The organism is Ruminococcus difficilis, from assembly GCF_016680995.1.
The window spans coordinates 1-26,842 of the sequence record NZ_JAEQMG010000035.1; the positions used below are offsets into that span (position 1 = coordinate 1).

Below are 26,842 nucleotides of genomic sequence, written 5' to 3' on the forward strand. Positions count from 1 at the left end.
AGTTGGTGTTGATGACGCAGGGGGTCCACCCGTTCCCATCCCGAACACGGAAGTTAAGCCCTGTAGTGCCGAAGATAGTGCTCTGGCGACGGAGTGTGAAAATAGGAAGATGCCAACACCTGATAATGAGATTCTTTTTCTTTTAATTTCGGCTTTGGTAAGGCGCAACCGTGGGAGCCAATATAGATTTTCAATATCAACAGTCTGTTGATATTGCAACAGTCCGCTTTTAGCGGGCTTTTTAATTACAATTAACGAAGATACAAAATACGTGATCACAAAGAAATACAGATGATTACTTGAATTTTTTGATGTTAGGATGTACAATAATCCTTGAATTATCTCTTTGATTATCAGCGATCATTGTAGGAGGTTTGTATCATGAAAATCAGAGAATGGCTGAGTATTCAGGTCGCCAAGCATCCGAAACGTGTGGTTTTGGTTTTGATCATCCTGTTCAACGTGCTGTTTATTGCTGCATCCGCCGCTATAATCAGTTCTCTTTCCTTGCAGGGGACCGAGCAGATGAATTTCTTCCACGCCGCCTATTATACGGTGACGATGATCCTTGACGCGGGCTGTATCGAGGCTGTCATCAAGGATATCGGCACCACGGGCGTCGCGCTGACCCTGACCTGTCTGGCGGTCATCATCATCGGCATGATCACCTTCACCGGAGCGGTGATCGGTTATCTGACCAATATCGTCAATGATTTTATCGAAAAAGCGAGCGCGGGCAATACGCGGCTTTATTTGTCCGATCACACTGTCATCCTGAATTGGAACGCGCGGGCGTCCGAGATCGTCACCGATCTGCTATACAGCGATAACAAGGAAACTGTTGTGGCGCTGGTTGAATCGGGCAGTGATGAGATCAAAAAGGATATCGAGGACAGACTCCGTCTGACGATCGAAAAAGAGAATGAGGCTGTCTATAAAAAAGCTGACGCCATGAGCTTTTTTGCTCGCTGGCAGTATCTCAGAAACAACAAGCTCGGCAGCAACGTGACCTTTATCGTCATCGAAGGCAATATCTTCTCTCAAACACAGCTCAAGGATATCAGGATCGATTTGGCGAAGGCTGTCATGATCCTGTGCAACGATCCTTCGGATTCAGTTGACGAGGACGGCAACCGGTCGGAGGAGGGCAATCCTCAGGCTGTCAAGGCTCTGATGCAGGCAGCGGATATCGTGTCGGCAGGCAATGCCGCGCATCATCAGAATATCATCGTCGAGATCACCGATCCGTGGACGTATGATATCGTTCAGCGGATCATCAACGCCAAAGATCTCGGCGAGAACTGCAATATCGTGATGTTTTACGTAGAAGAATTCCTCGGTCAGCTGTTGGCTCAGTTATCCATCACGCCGGAGCTGACGTATGTATACGACGATCTGTTCTCCAACAAGGGAGCGGCATTCTATACCGAGCATGTGCAAACGGAGGATGAGATCGGCTATATGCGGGAGTATCTCGCAACCCATGAAAACGCCGTACCGCTCACCCTGCTCACCCATAACGGCGAGAGCTGGTTCTGTTTTGCGGCGGATACACAAAAGGATATCAGCAAAACGTGTAAGCGCGAAAACCCGGGCTGTACGGTTGCGCTGAACCCCCCGCAGAGTGACTGTAAACGCGTGATCATGATAGGGCACAACAGCAAGATCGAAGAGATCATGAGCTGTTACGAAGCCTACCTGTCATGTCAGAGCGCCGATCGGAAAACCGACTTGAAGGTCACCGTGATCGATGAAGCCGACAGCCTCAAGCGGATGGATCAATACAAACGCTATCCTTTTGTGGAAGAGGTTGCCGAACTGGATATGTATCATATCGATAAGACCATTGAAATTTTGGATCGCCTGCTGTTCAACGTACCGGAGGAAACGAGCATCCTGATCCTCTCCGATGACACGGAGCTTGATGAAAACGCCGACTCCTCAGCCTTGATGTATCTGGTCTATATTCAGGACTTCATCCGTGAAACACTTCGAAAAAATCCCTCTTATGATGAAAACAGGGTGAAAACGATCGTTGAGATCACCGATCCGGGTCATTATGATATCGTTAAGGGCTACCGTCATGTCGAAGCGGTGATCAGCAACCGCTTTACGGGCAATATCATCACACAAATGGGGGAGAAGGAGTCGATCTATGACTTCTATAAGGGCTTGCTGCGTTATTCGGCGGATCAGCCGAACGGTCAAAGCAGAAAGCCGCAGCTGAAAAAGGTCTCGTCCTTCTTCCGTGAGATCCCTCCCGCGTGTACGGCTTACGACCTGGTACGCGCCGTGTTTGAAGCGTCTGTTGCCTCGGATCAGCACCGTCCCGCACTGGTTCTCGGCTATGTAAAGGCCGGCGGTGAAACCGTCATTTTCAGCGGCGATCTGTCCGAGATCGATGTTTCGTTGCAAGCGGAAGATAAGTTGATCGTATATACAAGTTTTGCTTGACGTCCTGACCATGCCTGAAAGGATATCAATGACTGAACAAAGAAGCATATGAGCGTGCGACCGTGAACATCACACGGCTTGACGCGGAGGATCATCATTACCTCGGGCGAAACACCGATTCTTACAACTATCAATCAGAATGCAGTATTAGCTATCGCTTATTATTGAATACCTGCATCAAGGAGTGTAACTTATGCAAGAATCATTTTTACAGAACAAAGTATTCCAAATCGTGGTCAGGCTGATCGTCGCGCTGTCATTTGTGCTGTTCACCGCCTATCAGGTGTATTTGGCGATCCACATAGAACAAAGCAGGGTCGGCAGACTGATCGGTATCGGAATATATGTGTTGATCACCGTCGCGTCGATCCTCGCGATATTTCATAACGAGAGATGCTGGGCTGTCCATGCGGTGTTGATGGTGGTCGGACTGCTGCTGTTGTTTGTCGTCAAGCTGATCAACCTGCCCGTGATATTCAATATGCTGAGCCTTGGCAATACTTCGTCTGTTTTAGATGGCGCAATCTATTTTTTGTCCCAGCTCGGCACGCTGTTGCTGATTTTCGGATATCTGATGCCCAGAGCTAATTTGGCGAAAAATACGCTTCTCAAACGGGAGACCGTTCTGATGTCCGTTGTGATTGTCCTGTTTGTCGTGTGCTTTGTGATGGATTGTGTGCTGTTGCTCAAATATCACGCGAATATCGAGCTGAGCCTGAAGCTCACGCTGGCCAGCAGAGCGCTGTATTTGGTCGGCTTTGCGGGAACGGCGTTCAGCTTTCAGTTCCCGGAGCCTCAACCGGTATTAGAGGAGAGAAAGGGCAATTATATCTATTCCGATGATAGCGAGGATGAGGTCGATCTGGTAATATAGGCGACCGGCATCGACATGAAAACAGCATCATCCTGAACACTTTCGGGGATTTTGCATCGCAGTCTGACGACTGCCGAACAAGCATCACCAAATTAAAACCACCGACTATTTCGATTTCGTGTAGCCGGTGGTTTTTGAATTGTATTGCTTTTTCCGTTGAGATCGGGGCTGATCATACAGTCGACATAGCCGGTACCGTTTTTCTGACAGAGCGATCAAGCAATTATCCGCATATCATTATCAGCGAGTGAATCGATGAACCGGTATAACAAGCAGGCAGCCTGCGTGATGCAGACTGCCTGCTGTTGAAAGGGAAAATCTTTATGAAAATCGTAAGGAGATGATGTCTTGATCAAAGTATATCATGCCGAGGCGGTCGGGACATATTCCTCAAGCGTGAGTTCGATAGTGCCGGTGCGACCGCTGCGCTCGAGCTCAAAGCTGACGGTATCGCCTACGGAATGATCGGTGATGATCTTCTTGAGATCGCTGATGGTATTCACGGCGTTGCCGTCCACAGAGATAACGCGATCGCCTACGCTGAATCCAGCCTTTGCCGCGTTGGAGCCGGACTTGATCGAGGCGATATATACGCCGTCCGATGTGCCGCCGTAGCCGAAATACTGTGCGTACATGCCGCCGCTGCTGCCTTCGCTGTAAGCCATGCCGGTATACGCTTTGCCGCGTACATAGCCGTACTGCTTGAGGTCGCCGAGGATATCCAGCGCGTTGTTGATCGGGATAACGAAGCCGATGTTATCGATCGTGCTGCCGGTTGAATCGCCGGCTGATTTCGCGACCACGATACCGACCAACTCACCTTGACTGTTAAACATACCGCCTCCGGAGTTGCCGGGATTAACCGCCGCGTCCGTCTGTATCAGGTGCATGGTCCTGCCGTCGATCTCGAGCTCACGGTCTACAGCGGAGATGATACCTTCCGTTACGGAGCCGCCCAAGGTTCCCAGCGGATTGCCGATGATGACGGACTTGTCGCCCGCGCTGACGGTGGATGAATCGCCTACGGGAGCCGCGCAAAGACCGCTTGCGTCGATCTTGATCAGAGCAATGTCCAGATCAGCGTCGGCGCCGAACAGCTTAGCGTCATAGCTCTCGCCGGAACGGAGCGTTACGGTGATCTTGGACGCGTCGCCCGCGACATGGTTGTTGGTGAGGATATAGCCGTCTTCGCTGATGATCACGCCGGAGCCTGCGCCCTCAGCTGTCTGTTCACCGTAGAACATATCTGTCTGCACGACCTCAACGGTGATCTCGACCACCGAATCGGCGACCTCGCTGACGATCTCGTTCGTACTTTTTTCTGTCTGTTCCGCGGATGTTTTCACGACGTTGTCGACATTCGCTTTGTTGATCTGGATCGCCGAATCGCCGGATGACGCATTCATCCGAGAGAACAGGTAGCTGCCGCCGAAGCCCGCGGCGCCTGAGAGCAGGACGCATAATACAAGCAGCGCGGCAACAGCGCCGGTCGACATCCTGCCTTTCTGCTTTTTGACCTTGGGCTCGGGAGCGGATGAGCCGTTCACAGGCGCTGCGTGAGGGGTATGCTGCGGCGCATAGTAGGAGTGCCACCGGAATACCTCCTGTTTGTTTTCCGGCTGAGATCCGGTCGCTTCTGTTTTTCTGTTTTCGGGGTTTGTGTCATATGAGTCGTAATAGTGATTATACATGGTGATTCCTCCTCGGGATTATTTGTACTTTTCTTTTGTACAACCATAGTCTATCCCCTCCACGTGAACAGTTAATGATAGAAACATTAACGCTTTTTGAAATAAAAATCAATAAAATATGAACGAGCAGAAGGCTCATAACAGGTGCCTTCTGCTCGTGTGCTATATGGTTTCTTTATGGATTATGAGTGTAGTTAGATCGTATCATTCGGAGCGATCGCCCTTGTATTCGATGCATAGCATCGTTAAGTCGTCGAACTGCTCTGCGTCCTTGACAAAGTCATCAACAGCGGCGCGAACATGATTCAATATCTGCTCGGGAGAGGCAGAGGGATCGCTGTTGAGCGCGGCAACCATACGTTTTGTGCCGAATAACTCTCCGTTGGCGTCGGTCGCCTCGGGAACGCCGTCTGTGTAGAGGAATAGTTTCGCGCCCGGTCTCATCCGGATCTCATATTCCTTATACTGTATACCATCCATGCCGCCGAGGACAAAGCCGTGACTGTCTTTAAACAGCCTGAATCCTCTCCTGTTCTGCATCAGCGCGGGTAATTCGTGCCCCGCGTTGGCGGCTGTCAGCTTGCCGGTGGAAAGCTCGAGAATCCCCAGCCATACCGTTATAAACATATCCTCCTGGTTGTTGGCGCGGATCGTGGCGTTGGCGTTGGTCAGGATCTGCGCGGGGGATTTGCCCAGCTTGGCGCTGTTAGCCAGAATGATCTTAGACGCCATCATAAACAGTGCCGCGGGGATCCCTTTGCCGGAAACATCGGCGATCGTCACACAGAGGTGATCGTCGTCGATCAGGAAATAGTCGTAGAAGTCGCCTCCGACGTCCCTTGCGGGATCCATAGAAGCATAAATGTCAAAATCCCTCCGCTCGGGAAATGCCGGGAAGGTTTTCGGCAGCATATTATTCTGTATTTTTGTAGCGAGCGTCATCTCGGCGAGCATCTGCTGTTTATGGGCAGTGATCTTGGTGATCTGTTCTTCATAATCCTTCAGATCGTGTTCCATATCCGCCATGATCAGGCTCAGATTCTCGATCTCATCGCGGGTATTGATATTCAGCTTGGAGAAATGCTCGGTCTCCTTTTCACCGTTGAGGCGATCCTTTACATAGTTTTCAGCCGCTTCGGTAATGCTGTTGATCGGTTCCACCTGTGTTTTCCTTGTGTGTCGCGCCATCAGAAAAGCGACGAGGATGATCAGAAGCAGCATACAAGTGACATAAAGGATCAAAAATTCCCTCATGCCGTTCACAACGTTGGAGAATGATATGTCGGTGAGAATAAACGCGACGGTTTCGCCTTCCGCGTTTTTGATCGGCATACCGCTTGTGCACAGCAATCCGTAATTGGGCGTGTTTTCTATCAGATAGAGCTCGCCCTCTCCGTCCCAGTCAAGAAAGTGTTCCAAACCCTCCTTGGTGACCGGATCCCACTCGCAAGGCATGACGACGGTTTCGGGATTTTCGTCCTGATCTACGATATATACCAGCGCGTTGGTTTCGCGGTCGTACATCGCCATATACAGCGCGTCGACTTCGATCGCGTTCGCTAAGTCCCTGAGGATCCTGTGGATCGATCGATAGTCCTCGCGTTCGGTAAAGTGAGCAAAGCGCTCGCGGTATTCAGGTGTGCCCGGTTGCTCTCGCTCGGATTCGGATTGTTCGCGATAGGCTGTGAGAACATCCTTTGACAGCGGTTCGGTGTCGACGATCTCGTGCATGATCGCCACGGCGCTTTTAGAGAGGTTGAATGCTTCCGTGATGTATTGATGTATCAGCGTGTAGGTGTATATCCCCAGTCCGATGATCAAAGCGGCAAACCCCAGTACAAGCGCGCCCAAGATTGTACTTCTGAAGGCTTTCCTCGCCAGAGAATGACGCTTTCTCTCAGCATCACTCATCTCTCTTATTGTTTTTTTCGGCATAGTTTCCTCCTGTATCTGTCACTTAAGGCGATCGTGCGTTTTTTCGCTGTTCGTCTTACTTGAATACTTTTCCGTCAGCTTGCCAAAAAACATTTGCTTCAACCAGTATATACGGAATATAGGATATTTGCAACAGTTTTTTCTGCTATTTCGGGAGATCAAAGATAAGTGCCTGATTGAATATCGGCATGAAATTAAGCTCCGTGTTTTCGATGGCGTATATCGATAATATCCTTGACGATAGCCGATCATTACGGTATAATCAAACAAACAGAAAGGAGATCCAAAGATGAGTGAATTCTATGATCCGATGCTGTACATGAGTACACCCGAACATCCCAACACCATGAGCGTGGTCGTCGAGCTCAAGGATGCGATCGACGGCACGATCCTGCAGGAGGTAGTGGAGGAGCTTCGTGTACGCTTTCCATATTTCTATGTCAAGGCGGTCGCCGAAGGTAACGACCTGTCCGCCGAGCCTAATCCGCTGCCCATGACGGTGCGCAACACATGGGATCCGATCAACTTTAATTCGCCTCAGTCCAATTACCATTTGACGGCATGGAAGTATGAGGGATCGAGAATGGCGATGGAGATGTCTCACGCGCTCTCCGACGGCGCGGGCGTGATGCCGTATATCAAGAGTACGGTGTATCTTTATCTGTGCCGCAAGACGGGTCTCGCGCTTGATCCTGCCGGCATCCGCCTGCCGGGGGATGTGATCCGGGAGTCCGAGACAGGCAATCCCTTTGCCGGTCTGGATATTGACGGGGCAAAGCTACCGATGTACACCAAATCGCCTATCGGGGATTTTTATCGGGTCAATGACGGAGAGGATAACGAGCAGCAGCTCCATTGTATCAAAATTGCGGAATCGGAGCTGATCTGTTATTGCAGGGATTATGACGGCAGCCCGAACGCGATGATCGCGGTGCTGTTGGCGAGAGCCGCCAAAGAGTACGCGCCCGAAAACGATAAGACGGTCAGCGTAGCTGTCGCGATCGACTACAAGGCGATGTTAGGCTCTTTTGATAACTATCGTATGTATGCGAATGTCGTTGAGTTGGATTTTCCGAAGAACAGATCCTTGGATGATCTGATGAAGTCGTGCACGGTAGCGCGCGGTCAGATGATGCTGCAGGCACAGCCGGAGAATGCTCTTTGGGCGGTAAAGAACAGGAAATTGACTTACGAAAAGCTGAGTCAGCTCCCGCTGGAGGTCAAGTTGGGCGCGGTCGCGAAGTCCGCGGGAAGTATGCGCTGGAGCTTTACGGTGTCCTACGTCAACAGCCGTTCCTTTGGGTCGACCGATCCCTATATCGACGCGGTGTATGCGATCGCGGAGCCGGGGGTATCGGATATCTCCTGCGAGATCTTCTGTAATAATCACAACTTTGTATTGTCGATCTCGCAGACCTTCAAGGCGGATCGATTCATCGAGCTTTTCCTCAAGGAGCTTTCCTCCGTCGGGATCAACTACGAAGTGTTCCGCAAGGAGCCGCTTCATATGGCGGGGATAGAGCCGTTCAAAAGTAACTGAACAATGATATCATAAAGAAAAAAGAACTTGTCACACGGCAAGTTCTTTTTCTATTCAAAATAATCTTTGCGAGATCGGAAAACGCATGTATAGCTCCGCGGCAATAAAGTTGTTGCATTATAACTTGTTGCTCAGCCTGTCGATGAATAGCTGAGAGACGATCGACAGCTTTTGATCCCGCTTCCAGATCAGCGTCGGACGCACGGAGATCTCAGGGGAGAGGGGTCTGAAACACAGCGGTGAGCTTTCCGAGGTGTCCACCAGTTTATCGAAGGATATCGCGCAGCCGATGCCATCCTCCACCATCAGGGACGCGTTGTAAAGCAGGTTGTAGGTGGCGGCGATTTGCAAATGCCTGACCTGTGCGCTGTTGAACAGCTGTAATCCGTTCGCGCGAGAGACGATCAGAGGTTTGTGGTACAAGTCCTTGATGGCGATCACCTCTTTCTCTGCCAGATCACAGTCCTTGCGCATGATCACGCCGAAGATCTCCTTTTCGTCCAAGGTCAGATAATGATAGGTTTCTTTGTCAAAATCGGTGAAGATCAGCGCGAAGTCGAGCAGCCCGCGGTCAAGACGATCCTGCAGATCCTCGGTATCTCCGCTGACGACGTTCAGCCTGATATTGGGGTATTCATCCTTGAGATGCTTGAACACCGCCGTGACGCGCCGCATGGAGCGTGATTCACCCGCGCCGATGCTCAGACTGCCGGAGATATCGTTTTTGACCTCACTGATCTCGCTCTCGGTCAGCTCCATCAGCTGCATCATCTCGCTCGCGCGCTTGCGCAGGATCAGTCCTTCTTCGGTCAGTTCGATCCGCCTTCTGCCGCGGAGGAACAGGGTGACGCCGAGTTCCTCTTCCAGCTCCTTGAGCTGGCGCGATAATGACGGCTGAGAGAGATGCAGCGATTGTGCCGCCGCGGAGATATTGCCCTCTCTGGTCACCGCCAAAAAGTATTGTAACACACGAAATTCCATCCATTCACCTCATATCATTTTTTATTGCGAGGCTCTGTTGAGCCGGTGTATCAACAAATGATTATCATAAGAACATTATACATGATTTTACTATGCTTGTAAAGCATGGTTAGCTATTTAATATAAGTATTTGCTATTTGTATTGTTATGGCTTATAATAAGGACAACAAAAAGAAAAGGAGCGATCATTATGATGAAAACCGCAGAGTTAAAATTGACACAGGAATGGGACAAGACCTTCCCGCAGAGCGACAAGGTCGATCACAGCAAGGTGACCTTTATCAACCGTTACGGCATCACCTTGGCGGCTGATCTGTATATTCCGAAGAACGCCGAGGGCAAGCTGCCCGCGATCGCGGTATGCGGTCCGTTCGGCGCTGTCAAGGAGCAGTGCTCGGGTCTTTACGCCCAGACGATGGCTCAGCGCGGTTATCTGACGATCGCGTTCGATCCGTCCTTCACCGGTGAGAGCGGCGGTATGCCGAGATACATGGCTTCGCCCGATATCAACACCGAGGATTTCCAGGCGGCAGTCGATTTCCTATCCTGCCACGATCAGGTCGATCCCGAACGCATCGGTATCATCGGCATTTGCGGATGGGGCGGTATGGCGATGAACGTCGCGGCGCTCGATACGCGCATCAAGGCGACGGTAGTGTCCACCATGTATGACATGACCCGCGTCAACGCCAACGGTTATTTTGACGCGGAGGACAGTGAAGCACAGCGCTATGAGAAAAAGATCGCGCTGAACAACCTGAGAACCGCCGAGTACAAAAAGGGTGAATATTCCCGCGGCGGCGGTTGCGTCGAACTGCCCGTGCCCGAGGATCTGCCGTTCTTCGTCAAGGATTACAGCGAGTATTACAAGGGCAGAGCCTATCATGAGCGCTCCCTCAATTCCAATGAGGGCTGGAACACCGTCGGATGCCTGTCCTTTATGAACCAGCCGATCCTGCAATACAGCAACGAGATCCGCTCCGCTGTTTTGGTCATCCACGGCGAGAAGGCACATTCCTGCTATTTCGGCAAGGACGCGTTTGAGAATATGACCAAGAACAGCCAATATACCGACAACAAAGAGCTGATGATCATTCCCGGCGCGGTGCACACCGATCTGTACGACAATGTGGACGTCATCCCCTTTGACAAGATGGAAGAATTCTTCGGGAAGATGTAAGATGAATACAGAGGAATTTATCAGGATCATGGACAGCGGCGCCGAGGTACAGGCGGGCAGTGATGTCCATCTGCATATGACGATGCTCAGCAACGAGGCGATGAAGATCACCGCACAGCTGAACAATGCCTATCATACGCCCGAGGAGATCGGCGTATTGATGGAAGAGCTGACGGGAAAGCCCTTTCCCGAGGGCGCGTACCTGTTCCCGCCGTTCTACACGGATTGCGGCAAGAATACCACACTCGGCAAAAATGTGTTCATCAACACAGGGTGTCAGTTCCAGGATCAGGGCGGCATCACCGTCGGCGACGGTACCTTGATCGGGCCCAAGACCGTGATCGCCACACTGAACCATCAAATGGATCCCGACAAGCGCGCGAATCTGCTCCCGAAGCCTGTCAAGATCGGTAGCAAGGTATGGATCGGCGCGAATGTGACCATCCTGCCGGGGGTCACGATCGGCGACGGCGCTGTCATCGCGGCGGGTGCGGTCGTCAATAAAGACGTCGGGCCGAACACCGTAGTCGGCGGCGTACCGGCTAAGTTCATCAAAACCATCGAAACACGGGGTGAACGATATGAAAAAGATAATCGGCGCACTGTTGTGCGTCATCATGATAGCAGCCTTGGCGGGGTGCGGTAAAGCGAACGATGCCACTCCCTCAGAGGCAACTAAGGACACCGTGAGCGCGACCCAACAGCCGACCGCGGCGACTGAGGCGCCCACCCAACCGGCAACCGCTGCCGCAACTCAGGCTCCCGCGACACAAGCGCCTCCCGCAACCGCCGCGCCGCAGCCGGCAACACAGCCGCCGCAGGTCGAGGAAGCTGTGCCGGAAAAGGTGCTCGAGATGAAGATAGGGGATACCCCTGTCGCGGTCGCATGGGAGGATAACGAGGCAGTCACGGCGCTCAAGGAATACTGCCGTGATCAGATCCTGACCATCCCCATGTCGATGTACGGCGGCTTTGAGCAGGTCGGCTCCATCGGCACGAGCCTGCCGCAGAACGATGTGCAGACGACCGCGCAGTCGGGCGATATCATGCTCTATTCGGGTGATCAGATCGTCGTGTTCTACGGCTCCAACTCGTGGGCATATACGCGCCTCGGGCATATCACCGACAAATCGCAGGAGGAGCTCACCGCGTTACTTGCCAACGGTGATACAACCATAGCGATCAGTTTTGTATAACAGCGGAGGTGTGATGATGAAAAAGATGATCACCATTACCATAACAGTCATGATGCTGCTGTCGGTATTATTTGTCGGCGTCAATGCGGAGTCCAACGAAACACTATCAACACAAAACACGATCCTATATGGCGACGCGGACGGCGACGGTGAGATCACGATCATTGACGCTACCCGTATTCAAAGACATTTAGTCGGGGTGAATCCGCTGATCTCGGAAGAAAACAGAAAAGCAGCTATCGTCTCCGGTGACGATGAGTTGTCCGTGATTGACGTGACGCTGATCCAGCGTCGGCTCTCCGAGATAATCAGTCGGTTCCCTGTCGAGGAACAAGCACAGCAGCCGACTGAGACGGAGGATCCGGTATTGATGATGGCGATTGACGGTACACCGGTCACAGTCGCGTGGGAGGATAACGAGGCTGTCACGGCGCTGAAGGAATACTGCCGTGATCTGATCCTGACCATCCCTCTATCGATGTACGGCGGCTTTGAGCAGTTCGGCTCCATCGGTACAAGCCTGCCGCGAAACGATGTACAGACAACTACCCATTCGGGCGATATCGTACTCTATTCGGGCGATCAGATCGTCGTGTTCTACGGCTCCAACTCGTGGGCGTACACGCGCCTCGGTCACATCACCGACAAATCGCAGGACGAACTCACCGCGTTGCTTTCCAACGGAGATATCACGATCTCTCTTTCGTACTGACAGTAACACCTGAACTAACCTATCATACAGGAGGTACAACATGAAAAAACTGATGATGACAGCGGCGGCGTTATTACTGGTCTGCATGATGCTGATGACCGCTTGCTCCAACCAAAACAAGACTGCAAATGAAACCGAAAACACAACGGCATCGAGCGAAACGACCGCACCTATGGCGACCCGCGATACCGCCGATCAATCGTATGATCCCTATGCCGAAGAAAACCGCTATGATATCCCTGACAATATGTTTGAGAAGCGGGACGGCGTCGATTACGGCACCCTGCAAAAGGATGTGACCTATTACTCGACCGTCGCCGGAGATAATAAGCAGGTGAATGTCCTGCTCCCCGCGGGCTATGACGAGAGCAATAGCTATCCCGTCACCTATGTGTATCACGGCTTTGGCGGCGATCACAACGCCCATCTCGACACGGATTCCTATCTGATGCTGCTCTACGGCAATATGCTGCATGACGGCTTGACCGTGCCGCAGATCCTCATCGGCATGGATATGTACACTGACAAGCTTGCGGATAAGGAGAGCAAGTCGGAGGAGGAGCTCCGTTTTATCTATGACAAGGCGATCGAAGAAACAGCGGTCGATCTGATGCCCTTCATCGAAAAGACCTATGCGGTCAAGACCGGAAGAGAGAATACCGCGATCGCGGGCATGTCTGAGGGCGGCGCAAAGTCACTTTGCACGGGCTTTCAGTGGCTCGATAAGTTCGGCTATATCGGCGCGTTTGCTCCCGATACGGGCGTGATCCCGACCGAGTATTATAAGGGTACTTTCTGGAATGTTCCCGTCTTTGAAAAATTCCCTCAGCCGACAGCGGAGAATATGCCGTATTATCTCTATATGACGGTCGGTTCCGAGGATCCGTGGAACATCGACTGCACGCTCTATTACCGCGATCAGCTCAACGACATGGGCGTCAAAAACCAGACGGATTATGTCGAGGGCTTCGGCCATGATGAAACTTTCTGGCGTCAGTGCTTCTACAACTTCCTGCATAAGATTTTTTGACAATTATGAATCGTCATTCCGAGTAATCGCCGATTAATGCAGTTTTCGTATTCGTTGTCATTCCGAGGGAGCGATTAAGCGACCGTGGGAATCCCCTTGATAGGAGTAGAATCTCACTGTTCAAGCTATTAATGATAAAGGGTTACGACATGGCAATCTCAACCGAAAAACACTTCAACCGATCGGGTACATCCCGGTCGGTTTTTGCATAGAAACACCAAAGCCATCCCGTAAAGGATGGCTTTGGCTGAAGTGAGGTTTTTATGATGAACACAATTCAATTATGTGGAGAAAGTGTTGTTAGTGTGATCGTGTGTTTTAGCCGACAGTGACATTCAGATTGCTGTCGACGGTCACGGTCAGGTTGACGGGTACCTTGTTGGTGTCAGAGGTGTAGTAGTACAGGGTGACGTGAGAGGTACCGGGAGTCGAACCGTAGAAGGTGAAGTCATACTGCTGCTGGTTGAAGTTGTAGTCGCATTTGACAACGAAGTTGGAGTTGTCCGCGTTGTAATCCCAGTTGAAGCCGTAGGACGTTTTGCCGTTGGCATAGTAGTGAGCGGGAGTACCGGTCTTTTCGGGAGCCTGACGCTTGGTGTCCTTGTAAACGCGCTCGCCGTTGACGTTCTCGATCTTATCTTCGCTCTTCTGAGTGCTCTTGGTCTGCTCTTTTGCGGTCTGCTGAGTTTGAGCAGTTTGATTGGTGTTCTGCTTGTTGCTTGTCTGAGCTGTCTGTGTGGTGCTTTTGTTCTGAACAGTATTCTGTGTGGTGTTCTGCGCGGGCTTTACAGCAGTGGTGTTCTGCTTGGTTTCTGTTTGCGGAGTTGCCTGCTTTGCGGTCTGCGCAGCCTTGTTAGCGCCCTTGTCGACCGTCGCGCTGACGACTGTCGGCGCGGTGTCGGCGGTCTTTGTCTTGGGGTTGAACACACCGGCGAATGCCATGGTGCCTACCGCGATCGCCGCGACCAGCGCAAGTGCCGCGGATGAGAGCAGGATGTTCTGCTTTCTTCTCTTGGACTGCGTATAAGCTCTGGCTTCCTCGGTGGGTCTTTCGATATTGCGTCTTGTGCGCTCGTCGCTCATTCTGCGCTTGGAGCTGTCATCGTAGAAGATGGTGGTTCTGTTATCGTTATTGTAATCAGCGTTTCTGTTATAGTTGTTGTTCATTCTGTTGTTAGTCATTTTGTGTACCTCCTTGATTCAGTCGTTGATTTAGATTTTGTTTCGGGTTTTAATTGTGTTCCCTGTCCAGCCTCGTTGCACTACGCTGATCCTCGTATAACTCCTACTCGTCTGATCTGTTCCGTCGCTCAACGCGACTTCACAGCTCAGTCCTCGTCCGTCGTTATCCGAGGGCTTCGTGCCTCGGCTTTTCTCTTTGACTGTGGTTACAGTATAACAAAGGCAGTATGACAAGAGTGTGACAAAAAACGGGACAAAACAAATTTTTTTGAAAAAAGATTTTATTTTCCATAAAAGAAAAATCCCCTGCCGTGTGACACAATACCATGAGTTAAGAGGCTCCCTTTGGTAAAGGGAGCTGTCTCCGAACGGAGACTGAGGGATTGTATCAATTGATCGAGCTAAGCGAGATACAATTTCTTAACTTTATGATATTAGCCATATGACAGGGGATAGTAGTGTTGCTGCTATGCTGTTACTTTCTGAGGTTCGAGCTTGCGCTTTTCGATCTGCTTGTCCGCGATGCTGTACAGCACATTGAACAGGATGGTCACGCCGACGGCTGCGGCGATCTGCAGGATCATCGCGTTTTGGATGAGCGGTACGATCTTGAAGAAGCTGCCGAATATGCTTATGGCAAGGATCAGTCCCGCTGTACTGAGCGCGAGCATCGTGCCGCGCAGGGCGTTGAACGGAATACACAGTCGGAAGATCAGCAGCAGTCCGATCAGCGAGGTGGTGTACAGCGACATGGTGGAGAGCTCCGCCTGTGAGATACCGAGCGTGTTGCTGAGCAGTGTGATCAGAATGATGTTCAGCGCGATACAGATCGACGCGGGCGCCGCGCGTGTGATGATATTAAAGGTAAAGTTGCCGCGGACGATGTTCTTGTTCGGCTGTAATGCCAGTACAAAGGACGGGAATCCGACGGTCAGCGCGCCGATCAGGGAGAGCTGGATCGGCTCGAACGGATAGATGTGGTGCGAGAACAGGAAGAAGATGGAGAGGATGATCGAGTACATGGTCTTGACCAGATACAGCGAGGAGCTGCGCTCGATGTTATTGATGGTCTTTCTGCCTTCCGCAACGACGTCGGGCATTGCGGCAAAGTCGTTGTTGACCAGCACGAGTTGTGATACATTGCGTGCCGCCTCGCTGCCTGCCGCCATCGCAATGGAGCAGTCCGCTTCTTTGAGCGCCAGAACGTCATTGACGCCGTCGCCTGTCATCGCGACTTTGTGACCTTTTTTCTTGAGCGCGATCAACAGCTTTTTCTTCTGAGCGGGTGTGACTCTGCCGAATACGTTACAGCGCTCGGCGACCTTAGCTAATTCTTCATCGGTGGTGACGGTGGACATATCGACGGCATTCTCCGCGCCCGCGATACCGCAGTCCTTGGCGATGTTCTGTACGGTCTTGACGCTGTCGCCGGAGATGACCTTGAGGGTGACGCCCTGTTCCTTAAAGTAGTTGACGGTATCCTGTACATTGTCGCGGAGCTGATCCTTGATCAGTACCAGCGCCATCGGCTGGAGTTCCTCGGGGAGCTTTTTGTCCTCGATGGGGTTGGAGGATCTCGCTAAAACGAGGATACGAACGGTATCATGTACGTTTGCAATGGCTTGAAATACTTCCGCGTATTTTTCTTTATCAGAAAACACAAATTCCGCCGCGCCCATGATATAGGTCCTGCCGTTTTCAAAGTTACCGCCCGACCATTTGGTTTCGGACGAGAAGGGGGTAAAGCCCCTGCATGAGAGCGGCTCGATGCTCTCGGTATATTTGTGGACTGCCTCCGCGGTGGCGTTGACCTCGTCGACCGAGGCGATGGACGACAGTGCCGTCATGATCTCGTCGCGTTCACAGTCGATCGGGATGACGTCATGCACGTTCATGATCTCGGCGGTCAGGGTACCGGTCTTATCCAGACAGATGACGTCGACGCGCGCGAGCGTTTCGATACAGTACATCTCGTTGACCAGCACCTTCTTCTTCGCGAGGCGGATGACCGATACCGCCAGCACACCCGAGGTGAGCAGGATCATGCCGCCGGGGATCATGCCGACCAGTGCGCCGACGGTGGATACGACGGTGTCGGTCAGCTCCTGATGCTGTACGAAATATTTCATCACAAACATCAGGATACCGACGGGGAAGATGATGAAGGAACAGATCTTGATAATGGTCTTGAAGGACTGCAGGATCTGTGAGTTATTCTTTTTGAGATACTTTGCCTCGTTATTGATCTTGGCGGCGTAGCTGTCGGCGCCGACGCGGTTGACGCGGCAGTAGCAGTTGCCCGCTGCGATGAAGCTGCCCGAGAGGAGCTCATCACCGGGTCGTTTGGGGATCAGGTCGGATTCACCGGTAAGCAGGCTTTCATTCGCGTTACATTCGCCGTCGATGAGGATACAGTCGGCGGGCACCTGATTGCCTCTGGTGAGCAGGATGACGTCGTCGAGCACGAGCTCATCCTTGCTCAGCTGTACCTCCTTGCCGTCGCGCAGGACGGTCAGCTTACTTTCGGTGAGGATCGTGAGCTTGTCCACACTCTGCTTGGAGCGGATCTCCTGCACGATACCGATGACGGTGTTGAACAGCACGACGCCGATGAACAGCAGGTTCTTGTATGAGCCGACGAGCAGCAGCAGAACGAACAGCAGGACGTTGATCCCGTTGAACACGGTGCAGATGTTGTCGATGAAGATCCGTTTGATGGATTTTGTCTTGACGGTCGTCGCGATGTTGACCTTGCCGTCACGAACACGTTGCTCAACCTCCGCGGTGCTTAGCCCTCGGAGTGCTTGTTGTTTTTCTTCCATATCGTTCTCCCTTTTATCATTCGGACGATCGAAATCGTTTTTTGCCGATGCATTTCTACCTACAAAATATACCACAATATATGATATATCGTCAATAGAATGAATGTGATTATTATCAAGAAACGGAGCATCCGACTGTTATTTGCTTAAGTTACGGTGATTGTAACTATTTAAAATTGACAAAAAAGATAAATTAAGTAGTGACAATTTCGTTTTTCTGTGCTATAATATTTGTAAATTCACTGAACACATAGTGAATAATATTCAAAAAAGGAGAATTGTTACATGAGATTTCCTAATGCAGCAAAAGGTGTGAAGAGAATTTTCACCGCACAGATTTTACAGTTGATCGGCACTGTTTGCGCGGTCATCGGTGGTCTGATCTTTATTTCCGGCGGCGCGACCGCTCTTCTGACAAAGGGCAGTAATGCCGGCGCGGCAGCGGCTCTCGGTCAGATGGGCATTGCTTTGATTTTCTTTATTGCGTATGGTGTTCTGGCGCTGATCGCTTTCATTATGCAGCTGGTCGGTATCATCAACGCAAAGAACGATGAGGACAGCTTCAAGTCCGCTTTGGTTTGCCTGATCATCGGCATCGTCGTTCCGGTCGTCGGCGGCTTCTTTGTGAATTCCGCTCCCGTTGTTTCCAGCCTGTGCGTTTCCGTTGGTAATCTGATGACTCTGTTTGTGACCATCTTCATCATCAGCGGTATCATCAAGCTGGCTGATCAGCTCAACAGAGGCGACGTCAGCACCAAGGGCTCCAACATCCTGAAGATCATCATCGTCATCGCGGGTATTTCGCTGATCCTCAGCATCGTTTCTTCGTTCATGCTGACCAATACCGCGATTGCGGTTACCGCGTTGATCCTCTTGGCGGTCGCTATGGTACTGTCCGTTATTCAGTACATCATGTTCCTGACCCTTCTCGCGAAGGCGAAGAATATGCTGGTCGAGTCTTAAGATCCCGATCAATTTGATTTGATAATCGATACTTTGGCAGTCGTCCGACACAGGGCGGCTGCTTTTTCTTTGACAAATTTGTGATTTTTCCTTTATTAATTGCTAAGTCTGTGATACAATAAGAAAAATGAATTTGGAATATATGAAAAATACGAAAACAAAGGAGAAGAATACTATGAGCTTTCCCAATGCGGCAAAAGGAATCAAAAAGATATATAGAGCCGAGATTCTGAAACTGATCAGCTATATCTGTCTGTTCTTCGCGGCAGTCACCGGTGCTATCGCGTTTTTGTCCACGAGTGACGATGTGACGTCCGCTTCTTCCGAGGCTTTATCTATGGGCGGATTCATCGGCGCCATCCTGTTTGGCGCGGCGTTTGGCATTTTGATGATCATCGCGTTCATCTTGAATCTGGTCGGCTATATCAACGCGCGGAATGATAACGAGAATTTCAAGACGGCGCTTGTGTTTCTGATCGTCAGTATCGTTTTTTCGATCATCTCGGTCATTGTCCTCCATAACGGCTTGAGCAATATCATTTATTCGATGGCGACGCTTTCCGAGACATTGGCGACGATCTTTGTTATCGCGGGTGTGATGCAGATCGCCAATCAGCTCGGACGGGATGACGTCAACAAAAAGGGCGCTACGGTGCTCAAGCTGATCATCACGGCGGAAGTGATCTCGTTCATCCTCACCTTTATCTCCACCTTCCTGCGCGGCGGTACGACCGACATCATTTCGACCGCGCTGTTTCTGGCGTCACTGGTCGTGACCTTTATCAAGTTCGTGATGTATTTGTCGTTTTTGTCAAAGTCAAAGAAGATGCTGCAGGAAGCCCAATAACCGTATGATGAACAGTCGTCGGACAGACGGCTGTTTTTTCTGTAGAAAAACCTGTCAAAGCCTCCCTTTGGTAAAGGGAGGTGGGCTCGCTTGCGAGCCCGGAGGGATTGCATGGATTGATCGACCGAAGGGAGATACTCTTTTCGATACGCCGAAACAGTCGTCGGACAGACGGCTGTTTTTTTGTAGAAAAACCTGTCAAAGCCTCCCTTTGGTAAAGGGAGGTGGGCTCGCTTGCGAGCCCGGAGGGATTGCATGAATTGCTCGACCGAAGGGAGATACTTTTTTGCTCTTTCCTTTGCGCGGATTGTATGATACAATAAACACAGGATATATCCGAATTGGATGGATCAGGAGTTGAGAATATGAAAAGAAAAACCACAACCGTTTTAGCGTTGTTGATGGCGATCATCATGGTGTGCGGTGTACTGCCGCTGACCGCGGCCGCCGCGACAAATTCCATCACCTACACCTGGCAGGGCACACACGCCTATGACGCGGGCTTTGCACAGGGTACGATCAAGGTCACCGTTGACGGCTCCTCCGGCGGTACCTACTACCTGTACTGGGCGGATGACAGTGCGGCGCTCAGCGGCTTTGAGCCGATCTGTAAGCTCAGTATCGCCAACAATGGCTCCGGCACCTTCACGATGCCCGAGAATACCGCGATCCCCGCCAAGGCGACCCGTGTACTGGCGTTCAAGAGCAGCAGCGAGCCGTCCAATCTCAGCGCGTCCAACGCGGCGCTCAATTACAAGTTGCCCATCGACAAGGCGACCAATAAGACGGATGACGATCTATTGTACAGCTTCGCGTCTTATTCCGATATCCACATCACCTCCGACGAGACGGGCGCGCAGGGTCAGAAATATCCCTATGATGAACAGCACCTCGCCGACGCGCTCCGCACCGCCGCCGCGCGTGACGTCGATTTTATCGTCACCACCGGCGACCATGTCACCAATCACCGCAACGATGAAAAGGGCAGAGGCAATCCGCATTATCCCGAGGAGTGGAATACCTATCTGCGTATCCTCGCCGACAGCGATTATGACAATCCGATCTATGAGGCGATCGGCAACCATGAGCTGTGGAACTATGAGGATGAAAGCAACAAGATCGCGAAGGATTGGAAGACAAGCTCCGATTATTTCTGCAATATGACGGGTCTGGATTCTACCGCCGCGGCGGTCAACGCAAAGAAGGCGTATTACGAGATCACCGAGCCCAACACCGGCGACCACTTCCTTTTCATGGCACAGGAGGGCGGCTTTTACTCGGACGCCGCCAACCAGTTCACCGATGAACAGCTCGCGTGGCTGAACGGCAAGCTGAATGCCTATGAGAACGACGGCAAAAACGTCTTTATCATGGAACACGCGAATTTCGACAGTTGGGGCGCGGGCGACAGACTGCCGAACCCGATCTATGATATCCCGCTGAAGGATAAATGCGCCGCCACAGCTCAGCTGAAAGCGATCCTGCAAAATCATAAAAACGCTGTTTTGCTGTGCGGTCATACCCATTTCCGATTCAGCTTGAATTACAATCTCAGCAACAACAGCGGCACCTCGGCGACCATTATCCACAATTCCTCCGTCGGCGCGATCCGTGACGTCGTCAACGGCAACCGCGTCAATGATACCTCCCGTGAAGGGACCGAGGGCTATATCGTCGAGGTCTATCGGGACGCGACCATCTTCCAAGGCACCAATCTGTATACCAATAAGGTGATCCCGTCCGCGACCTATATCGTGCCGCAGAGAACTTCTCCGCTGGTCGAGCCGACGGATCCTCCCGCGCCGACGCAGGCGCCCACACAGGCTCCGACCCAAGCGCCTACACAGGCTCCGACAGAAGCTCCCACCGAGCCGCCGGTCGAGCGCCTTTACGGCGACGCGGATGACGACGGTATCGTTTCCATCTTAGACGCGACCTATATCATGCGCTCTGTGGCGGGCATCACCCTGCCTACGCCGATCAACGAGCTGAATGCGGACGTCGACGCGGATGATGAGGTCACGATCATCGACGCGACCATGATCCAGCGTTATGTGGCGGGCGTGATCCGCCGATTCCCCGCCGAGGATATTGCCGCGACCGGCAAAGACTTTGATTTAGCCGATGTCGGCGTCGATACCGATATCGCAGTCGTCGGCGCTCAGGTCGAACTCGAGCCTGCCGCCGCGGATCTGAACACCCTGCGTACACAGGCAAAGTCCGCGCTCGACAAATACTGGCTGCTCGCGTCCTATGACCAGTATCAGGCGTTGAAGAAGGCGTACCGCAACAACGCGGATTATAACACACTCAACGCCGTCTACACCGCCTTCAACGCGGTCGTCAGCGCTTGTTATCCCGGCGATACGGTAGATATTTACTTTACCAATAACGTCGGCTGGACGGATGTATACGCGTACTGTACTGCCGGACACGGCAAAGAAAAGAACAATGCTTGGCCGGGTATCAAAATGACCTATATGACCACGAACAGTTACGGTGAAAAGATCTATAAATATAATGTTCCGACATCGAAATATATCTTTATCATCTTCAACAACGGTTCAAATAAACAGACCATTGATCTGCCGCTCGGCGCGGTGAAGGATCAGGGCTACTATTATGACACCCGACTTGGTTTGGACGACAGCAAATACCGATGCTCTTTCTATAAATACCACTGATAAAGCCTCCCCTTTGGTAAAGGGAGGTGCCGAGGTACGAGGCGGAGGGATTGCATTAATTGACCGACCGAAGGGAGATACTATTAATCTTGATCCGAACAGTCATTGCGAAGTCCCTTCAGGGACTGTGGCAATCTCAACCAAACCAAAAAGGCTCCTTTCGCTCAGGCGAAGGGAGTCTTTTATACGTATCATCATTATTTTAACAGTCATTGCGAGGCGTTTATGCCGTGGCGATCTCAACCGAATTCAAAAACAGTCATTGCGAAGTTCCTTCAGGGACTGTGGCAATCTCAACCGAATTCAAAAAACAGTCATTGCGAAGTCCCTTTAGGGACTGTGGCAATCTCAACCGATTCATAATCGATTGGATAAGCATATCATGCCCACGGATCATCCTTTTGCGGTGCGCGGACGCCGACCATGATCATCTGCTCGCTTAAGTACCATTTACCCTCGGAGGGCTTGAGGCGCAGCTTGATCTGACGGGGTGAATCCGCGCCGCCGGAGTTGAGGTGCAGTGTCGCCCAGCCCTCGTTTTGGAACGAGTACGGATTGGAGAAAACCGTTACAGTAAAGGGCTGAGAGGGCGTATAGTTGTTGACAGGATTAGCCCCGGCAAAATAGGAGAAAGGAATGTGCTTTCCGTCACGGAAACGATCGTTCAAAAAGCTGATCTCATACGGCGAGAGCGGCGCGGGACCTTTAAGGAAATTGAGCATTTCCCTGCCGATCTCGGGAGCGGCGGCATAAGCGCACAGGGCGCATACCGTCAGCGCGGCGGTCTTATACGGCGTGTCAAGGCTCGCCTCGGGCAGGTGCTTCATCTCTTCGACGCTTTCCGGAAGCGCGTTGAATACAAAGGTAAAGCTGCCCTCCGCGGGCTTGGCGGCATTCGTCGCGGGAGTTGCGTTCAGGTTATCAAATATACTCATGGCGGAAACCTCCTTTATTATGCGGTAATCGTCATTGCGAGGAGTGTCAACTCCGTGGCAATCTCAACCAAATTCAAATCGTCATTGCGAAGCATTTATGCCGTGGCTAATCTCAACCAAATTCAAATCGTCATTGCGAGGCATTTGTGCCGTGGCAATCTCTACCAATTTCGAATCGTCATTGCGAGGCGTTTATGCCGTGGCAATCTCAACCTTATCACCATAATCTTACCATCCCATTCGCCGTTTGTAAATAAAAATTTGCATGTTGCGGCGGATTATAGTATGATGAACGTATGAAGATCGAGTATGTTGTTTTGGATGAAAACTTAAAATTAGAAGAACTCAAAGATTCTGTCGCGCTCCTGCCGCCTGATCGGCAGAATAAGATCGCGCGCTACCGCTTTGAAAAGGACAAGCTCCTGTCGCTCGCGGCAGGACTGCTGATCCGCCGCGCGATAGGGGAGAGCCCGATCTTTTTCGGCGAGCACGACAAGCCTTATGTGGAAAGCGACGTGTTCTTTTCGGTATCTCACAGCGGCAGGGTAGCGGCGATTGCGACCGATGACGCGGAGGTGGGCTTGGATATCGAGCAGCTCCCCGATGAAAGCCGCCTCAAGATCGCCGATCGGTTTTATCATCCCCGTGAGCGCGCGTATGTGAAGGGGTCACAGGATCCGTGCAGCGCCTTTTGCGAGATATGGACGCGCAAGGAAGCGGTGCTCAAAATGACGGGTGAAGGGATCAGCACCGACCTGACCGCCTTTGATACCACCGCCTTACCGCTCAGTGCTCAGCTTTATACAAGTGCGTTGGATGGATACTGCCTGTCCGTCTGCTCCGCTGAGCCGATAGGGGATAACCCAATTGATATTTCCATATTAGAATTAAAAGATCTGCTGTAAATAAAAGCTCCTTCGTGTGAAGGAGCTTTTATTATGCCGTCATGAATTCAATATATGAGCAGTTGTTTTTGGGAAAAGGGTCGTGTGCGACGTGCTGTCACTAAAAAGGCTCCCTTTGGTAAAGGGAGCTCCCGCGGGAGCGGGTGAGGGATTGTACTAAATTGTTTGAGCGAAGCGAGTATCTCAATTATATATCTTGATGTTATCGCAAAGTATCATAACATAGTATCTCCCTTCGGTCGGTCAAATAATGCAATCCCTCCGAGCTCGCAAGCGAGCCCACCTCCCTTTACCAAAGGGAGGCTTTATGCAGTTCGAAGCTCCTTCACACGAAGGAGCTTTCTGTTTCAATGATAGTATTGTCATTGCGAACCCCGCAAGGGGTGTGGCCATCTCAACCGATTATTCCTTGATCGGCTTTTTCTTAGTCGCCAGCGCCGAGATAATACGCCTGTTCTTCACACGCTTGACAGTGAAGATCACATCCTTGTATTCGACGCGCTGTCCGCGGATGGGGAGCTCGCCCAACTGCTCGACGATGAAGCCGCCGACGGAGTTGCTTTCGATCTCGTCATCGGGCTTGATCTCGAACAGCTCGAACAGTTCGTTCAGATCCATATCGCCCGATACCAGATAGCGGTTTTCACCCAGCTTGGTGCAGGTGTGTTCCACATCCTCGTCCTCGTCCCAGATATCGCCGACGATCTCTTCAAGCAGATCCTCCATCGTGACGATGCCGAGAAATCCGCCGTATTCGTCCGTGACGATCGCGATATGCAGGCGGTTGGCGCGAAAATCGTTGAGGATATCCGAGAGCTTGAGGTTCTTGTAGATGAAGTGGGCGGGAGTGATCAGCGCGCGCAGATCAACCTCGCCGTCGATGACTTTTTCTAAGTAGTCGCGCGTATGCAGGATGCCGATGACGTTGTCGATGTCGTCCTCATAGACAGGAATACGCGAATAGCGCTCGCGAATAATCAGGTCGTGGATCTCTTTTTTATCATCATTGATGTCGATCGCGGTGACGTCGACACGCGGCGTCAGGATCTCCTGCGCGGTCTTTTCATCGAATTCCAGCGCCGACTGCACCAGCTCGCTTTCCTGTTCCTCGAGGATGCCTTCTTCCTCAATGCTTTCGATGATGTATTTGAGCTCGTCCTCCGTCACGGAGGGGGAGTTCTTTTTGATATGTCCGATCTTCATCACCAGACTTTTGATGCCGGTGAAGAGAAATACCAGCGGTGTCAGGATGTAGGTGAAGATCTTGAGGGTCAGTCCGGTGTGCAGGACGATACCGTCGCTCTTTTCCTTGCCGATACACTTCGGGATGACCTCGCCGAAGGTCAGCACCAACAGCGTCGTGCCGCCGGTCGCGATCGCCGCGCCGTAGTTCTCGAACAGGTTCAGGCACAGGATCGTCGCCAGTGACGAACATCCGAGGTTGACGACATTGTTGCCGATCAATATCGCGGTCAGGGCTTTATCAAAGTTGTCGCATACCCACAGCGCGTGTACGGCACGCCGACTGCCGGCGTCGATCAGCGATTTCAGACGGATGGTGTTGGCAAAGGAATATGCCGTCTCCACACATGAGAAAAAGCCCGACAATAGAATCAATACGGCGATGACGACGCCGTATACAGCGTTTGTGCTCATTGTTCCTCCAAGTATAAATCCTCCCTTTGGTAAAGGGAGGTGGGTCAAAACTTGTTTTGACTCGGAGGGATTGTATCAATCACCAAACATCATAGCAATTTAATTGTTTGTTTCTTCCGCGATAAAATGTCGCGGTCGATCAATTATTGCAATCCCTCAGTCTCCGTTCGTAGACAGCCTCCTCGCCGGAAGCGGCTTCTTCTGCGAAGACAGCCGACCCTTTTGTCCGCTTTGCGGACATTTCCCCTAGCAGGGGAATCTCCCCTTGTCCTTCGGACATTCCCCCAACGGGGGCACCTTTACCAAAGGGAGCCTTATATACACTAAGCATACACTATCCTCTTTTAATTAATATGACAATTTAGAAATATAATCATTTTTCTCTTGAAGAATTTGCGAGTTAATGGTATACTGTATCTTGGTGAATTACGAAAGCCTCATACATGATTTAGTTTGTCCCACATATAATAGCACTGAGGTGATTGTATGCGGAACGATAACGAGATCCCCGAGGAAAACGAAAACAGCGAACCTGCCGATCAAAAGCCGCGTGACAGCGTCACCGCGATGGGCAGTGTGATCACCCATCGGGGTGAGGATATCATCTACTGTCTGACCGTGATCGGTCAGATCGAGGGGCATTATATCCTGCCGCCGTCCAACAAAACGACCAAGTATGAGCATGTGATCCCTTCACTGCTCGCCATCGACGAGGATGAGGATATCGACGGACTTCTTGTCCTGCTCAATACCTCGGGCGGCGATGTGGAGGCGGGGCTCGCGATCGCGGAGATGATCGCGGGGATGAAGAAGCCCTCGGTCTCACTGGTGCTCGGCGGCGGTCACAGCATCGGTATTCCGCTGGCGGTCGCGTGTGACAGGAGCTTCATCGTCAGTACCGCGTCCATGACGGTACATCCCGTGCGCACCACGGGGCTGACGGTCGGCGCGCCGCAGACCTATCGGTATTTTCAGAAGATGCAGGATCGCATCATGCGCTTCACGGTAGAGAATTCTCATATTTGTGAGGAAAAGTACCGAGAGTTGGTGCTCAATACCGGAGAGCTTGCTACCGATATCGGTACGGTGCTCGAGGGAAAAGAGGCGGTCGACTGCGGCCTGATCGACGCGGTCGGCACCCTGCGCGACGCGACCGACGCGTTATATGAAATGATTAATATCGGTTAACGGAGAACGGTTAACGGTTAACGGTTTTTGGAAACGCTTCGCGTTTTGTATTTATATTTATCAGGTG

The 26,842-nt window shown here is 51.6% G+C and carries 20 protein-coding genes and 1 rRNA gene; 14 read left to right on the top strand and 7 right to left on the bottom strand.

Features of this window, described 5'->3' with window-relative positions; translation table 11 throughout:
* Position 1 precedes the first annotated feature (1 nt).
* The 3 genes from rrf to JKK62_RS01760 all read left to right on the top strand — a co-directional run bounded on the left by rrf (position 2) and on the right by JKK62_RS01760 (position 3,328).
* Positions 2–118: ribosomal RNA gene (gene rrf / locus JKK62_RS01750) — 5S ribosomal RNA — on the top strand.
* A gap of 263 nt (positions 119–381) precedes the next feature.
* Positions 382–2,454 carry a hypothetical protein gene (locus tag JKK62_RS01755; RefSeq protein ID WP_201426689.1) on the top strand — a complete coding sequence of 691 codons (2,073 nt, stop codon included), beginning with the start codon at positions 382–384 and terminating at the stop codon, positions 2,452–2,454.
* 193 nt (positions 2,455–2,647) lie between these two features.
* On the top strand, positions 2,648–3,328 hold the full coding sequence (locus JKK62_RS01760; protein ID WP_201426690.1) for a hypothetical protein: 681 nt from the start codon (positions 2,648–2,650) through the stop codon (positions 3,326–3,328).
* A 362-nt stretch (positions 3,329–3,690) separates the two neighbouring features.
* Here the strand turns inward: JKK62_RS01760 and JKK62_RS01765 are convergent, their stop codons facing one another.
* Positions 3,691–5,019: a S1C family serine protease gene (locus tag JKK62_RS01765; RefSeq protein ID WP_201426691.1), complete on the bottom strand. Its 1,329-nt coding sequence runs from the start codon at positions 5,017–5,019 to the stop codon at positions 3,691–3,693.
* A 204-nt stretch (positions 5,020–5,223) separates the two neighbouring features.
* Positions 5,224–6,954: a PP2C family protein-serine/threonine phosphatase gene (locus JKK62_RS01770; protein WP_201426692.1), complete on the bottom strand. Its 1,731-nt coding sequence runs from the start codon at positions 6,952–6,954 to the stop codon at positions 5,224–5,226.
* A gap of 289 nt (positions 6,955–7,243) precedes the next feature.
* Here JKK62_RS01770 and JKK62_RS01775 point away from each other — a divergent pair, with 289 nt between their 5' ends.
* Positions 7,244–8,494 (top strand): hypothetical protein, encoded by a 1,251-nt coding sequence (locus JKK62_RS01775; protein WP_201426693.1) that lies wholly within the window; start codon positions 7,244–7,246, stop codon positions 8,492–8,494.
* 117 nt (positions 8,495–8,611) lie between these two features.
* On the opposite strand, the gene JKK62_RS01780 is transcribed toward JKK62_RS01775, so the two are convergent.
* Positions 8,612–9,475 carry a LysR family transcriptional regulator gene (locus JKK62_RS01780; protein WP_201426694.1) on the bottom strand — a complete coding sequence of 288 codons (864 nt, stop codon included), beginning with the start codon at positions 9,473–9,475 and terminating at the stop codon, positions 8,612–8,614.
* A 193-nt stretch (positions 9,476–9,668) separates the two neighbouring features.
* Here JKK62_RS01780 and JKK62_RS01785 point away from each other — a divergent pair, with 193 nt between their 5' ends.
* From JKK62_RS01785 to JKK62_RS01805, 5 genes are read left to right on the top strand one after another with little or no spacing between them, the layout of a single operon-like run.
* Positions 9,669–10,655: an alpha/beta hydrolase gene (locus tag JKK62_RS01785; RefSeq protein ID WP_366502873.1), complete on the top strand. Its 987-nt coding sequence runs from the start codon at positions 9,669–9,671 to the stop codon at positions 10,653–10,655.
* Between the two features lies 1 nt (position 10,656).
* Complete coding sequence (locus tag JKK62_RS01790) at positions 10,657–11,301, top strand: sugar O-acetyltransferase (protein WP_201426696.1); 645 nt, start codon at positions 10,657–10,659, stop codon at positions 11,299–11,301.
* The gene (locus JKK62_RS17425) at positions 11,237–11,851 is read left to right on the top strand and encodes a cyclophilin-like fold protein (RefSeq protein WP_243411721.1); all 615 of its coding nucleotides are present in this window, start codon (positions 11,237–11,239) and stop codon (positions 11,849–11,851) included. The genes JKK62_RS01790 and JKK62_RS17425 overlap by 65 nt, the downstream gene beginning before the upstream one ends.
* A gap of 16 nt (positions 11,852–11,867) precedes the next feature.
* The gene (locus JKK62_RS01800) at positions 11,868–12,563 is read left to right on the top strand and encodes a cyclophilin-like fold protein (protein WP_201426697.1); all 696 of its coding nucleotides are present in this window, start codon (positions 11,868–11,870) and stop codon (positions 12,561–12,563) included.
* 40 nt (positions 12,564–12,603) lie between these two features.
* On the top strand, positions 12,604–13,593 hold the full coding sequence (locus JKK62_RS01805; protein WP_201426698.1) for an alpha/beta hydrolase: 990 nt from the start codon (positions 12,604–12,606) through the stop codon (positions 13,591–13,593).
* 318 nt (positions 13,594–13,911) lie between these two features.
* Here the strand turns inward: JKK62_RS01805 and JKK62_RS01810 are convergent, their stop codons facing one another.
* Positions 13,912–14,775 carry a hypothetical protein gene (locus tag JKK62_RS01810; protein WP_201426699.1) on the bottom strand — a complete coding sequence of 288 codons (864 nt, stop codon included), beginning with the start codon at positions 14,773–14,775 and terminating at the stop codon, positions 13,912–13,914.
* Positions 14,776–15,242: 467 nt separating this feature from the next.
* Entirely contained in the window at positions 15,243–17,597 is a 2,355-nt protein-coding gene (locus JKK62_RS01815; RefSeq protein WP_201426700.1) for an HAD-IC family P-type ATPase, read from the bottom strand.
* A 285-nt stretch (positions 17,598–17,882) separates the two neighbouring features.
* Here JKK62_RS01815 and JKK62_RS01820 point away from each other — a divergent pair, with 285 nt between their 5' ends.
* The 3 genes from JKK62_RS01820 (at position 17,883) to JKK62_RS01830 (ending at position 22,091) form a co-directional block, all read left to right on the top strand.
* Entirely contained in the window at positions 17,883–18,560 is a 678-nt protein-coding gene (locus JKK62_RS01820; RefSeq protein ID WP_201426701.1) for a hypothetical protein, read from the top strand.
* Between the two features lie 175 nt (positions 18,561–18,735).
* Entirely contained in the window at positions 18,736–19,407 is a 672-nt protein-coding gene (locus tag JKK62_RS01825; protein ID WP_201426702.1) for a hypothetical protein, read from the top strand.
* Positions 19,408–19,772: 365 nt separating this feature from the next.
* Positions 19,773–22,091, top strand: a complete 2,319-nt coding sequence (locus JKK62_RS01830) for a starch-binding protein (RefSeq protein ID WP_201426703.1) — start codon at positions 19,773–19,775, stop codon at positions 22,089–22,091.
* A gap of 380 nt (positions 22,092–22,471) precedes the next feature.
* On the opposite strand, the gene JKK62_RS01835 is transcribed toward JKK62_RS01830, so the two are convergent.
* A complete protein-coding gene (locus JKK62_RS01835) occupies positions 22,472–23,026 on the bottom strand; it encodes a DUF6935 domain-containing protein (protein ID WP_201426704.1) in 555 nt (184 codons plus the stop codon).
* Positions 23,027–23,322: 296 nt separating this feature from the next.
* Here JKK62_RS01835 and JKK62_RS01840 point away from each other — a divergent pair, with 296 nt between their 5' ends.
* Positions 23,323–23,931, top strand: a complete 609-nt coding sequence (locus JKK62_RS01840) for a 4'-phosphopantetheinyl transferase family protein (RefSeq protein WP_201426705.1) — start codon at positions 23,323–23,325, stop codon at positions 23,929–23,931.
* 402 nt (positions 23,932–24,333) lie between these two features.
* On the opposite strand, the gene JKK62_RS01845 is transcribed toward JKK62_RS01840, so the two are convergent.
* Positions 24,334–25,587, bottom strand: coding sequence for a hemolysin family protein (locus tag JKK62_RS01845; RefSeq protein ID WP_201426706.1), 1,254 nt, complete (start codon positions 25,585–25,587; stop codon positions 24,334–24,336).
* 486 nt (positions 25,588–26,073) lie between these two features.
* Here JKK62_RS01845 and JKK62_RS01850 point away from each other — a divergent pair, with 486 nt between their 5' ends.
* Positions 26,074–26,775 (top strand): ClpP family protease, encoded by a 702-nt coding sequence (locus JKK62_RS01850; protein ID WP_201426707.1) that lies wholly within the window; start codon positions 26,074–26,076, stop codon positions 26,773–26,775.
* The last annotated feature ends 67 nt before the right edge of the window (positions 26,776–26,842 follow it).

Excerpts from the sequence above, each read along its gene's own strand:
- JKK62_RS01755 (WP_201426689.1), top strand. The coding sequence starts at position 382 with ATGAAAATCAGAGAATGGCTGAGTATTCAGGTCGCCAAGCATCCGAAA.
- JKK62_RS01760 (WP_201426690.1), top strand. The coding sequence starts at position 2,648 with ATGCAAGAATCATTTTTACAGAACAAAGTATTCCAAATCGTGGTCAGG.
- JKK62_RS01765 (WP_201426691.1), bottom strand. The coding sequence starts at position 5,019 with ATGTATAATCACTATTACGACTCATATGACACAAACCCCGAAAACAGA.
- JKK62_RS01770 (WP_201426692.1), bottom strand. The coding sequence starts at position 6,954 with ATGCCGAAAAAAACAATAAGAGAGATGAGTGATGCTGAGAGAAAGCGT.
- JKK62_RS01775 (WP_201426693.1), top strand. The coding sequence starts at position 7,244 with ATGAGTGAATTCTATGATCCGATGCTGTACATGAGTACACCCGAACAT.
- JKK62_RS01780 (WP_201426694.1), bottom strand. The coding sequence starts at position 9,475 with ATGGAATTTCGTGTGTTACAATACTTTTTGGCGGTGACCAGAGAGGGC.
- JKK62_RS01785 (WP_366502873.1), top strand. The coding sequence starts at position 9,669 with ATGAAAACCGCAGAGTTAAAATTGACACAGGAATGGGACAAGACCTTC.
- JKK62_RS01790 (WP_201426696.1), top strand. The coding sequence starts at position 10,657 with ATGAATACAGAGGAATTTATCAGGATCATGGACAGCGGCGCCGAGGTA.
- JKK62_RS17425 (WP_243411721.1), top strand. The coding sequence starts at position 11,237 with ATGAAAAAGATAATCGGCGCACTGTTGTGCGTCATCATGATAGCAGCC.
- JKK62_RS01800 (WP_201426697.1), top strand. The coding sequence starts at position 11,868 with ATGAAAAAGATGATCACCATTACCATAACAGTCATGATGCTGCTGTCG.
- JKK62_RS01805 (WP_201426698.1), top strand. The coding sequence starts at position 12,604 with ATGAAAAAACTGATGATGACAGCGGCGGCGTTATTACTGGTCTGCATG.
- JKK62_RS01810 (WP_201426699.1), bottom strand. The coding sequence starts at position 14,775 with ATGACTAACAACAGAATGAACAACAACTATAACAGAAACGCTGATTAC.
- JKK62_RS01815 (WP_201426700.1), bottom strand. The coding sequence starts at position 17,597 with ATGGAAGAAAAACAACAAGCACTCCGAGGGCTAAGCACCGCGGAGGTT.
- JKK62_RS01820 (WP_201426701.1), top strand. The coding sequence starts at position 17,883 with ATGAGATTTCCTAATGCAGCAAAAGGTGTGAAGAGAATTTTCACCGCA.
- JKK62_RS01825 (WP_201426702.1), top strand. The coding sequence starts at position 18,736 with ATGAGCTTTCCCAATGCGGCAAAAGGAATCAAAAAGATATATAGAGCC.
- JKK62_RS01830 (WP_201426703.1), top strand. The coding sequence starts at position 19,773 with ATGAAAAGAAAAACCACAACCGTTTTAGCGTTGTTGATGGCGATCATC.
- JKK62_RS01835 (WP_201426704.1), bottom strand. The coding sequence starts at position 23,026 with ATGAGTATATTTGATAACCTGAACGCAACTCCCGCGACGAATGCCGCC.
- JKK62_RS01840 (WP_201426705.1), top strand. The coding sequence starts at position 23,323 with ATGAAGATCGAGTATGTTGTTTTGGATGAAAACTTAAAATTAGAAGAA.
- JKK62_RS01845 (WP_201426706.1), bottom strand. The coding sequence starts at position 25,587 with ATGAGCACAAACGCTGTATACGGCGTCGTCATCGCCGTATTGATTCTA.
- JKK62_RS01850 (WP_201426707.1), top strand. The coding sequence starts at position 26,074 with ATGCGGAACGATAACGAGATCCCCGAGGAAAACGAAAACAGCGAACCT.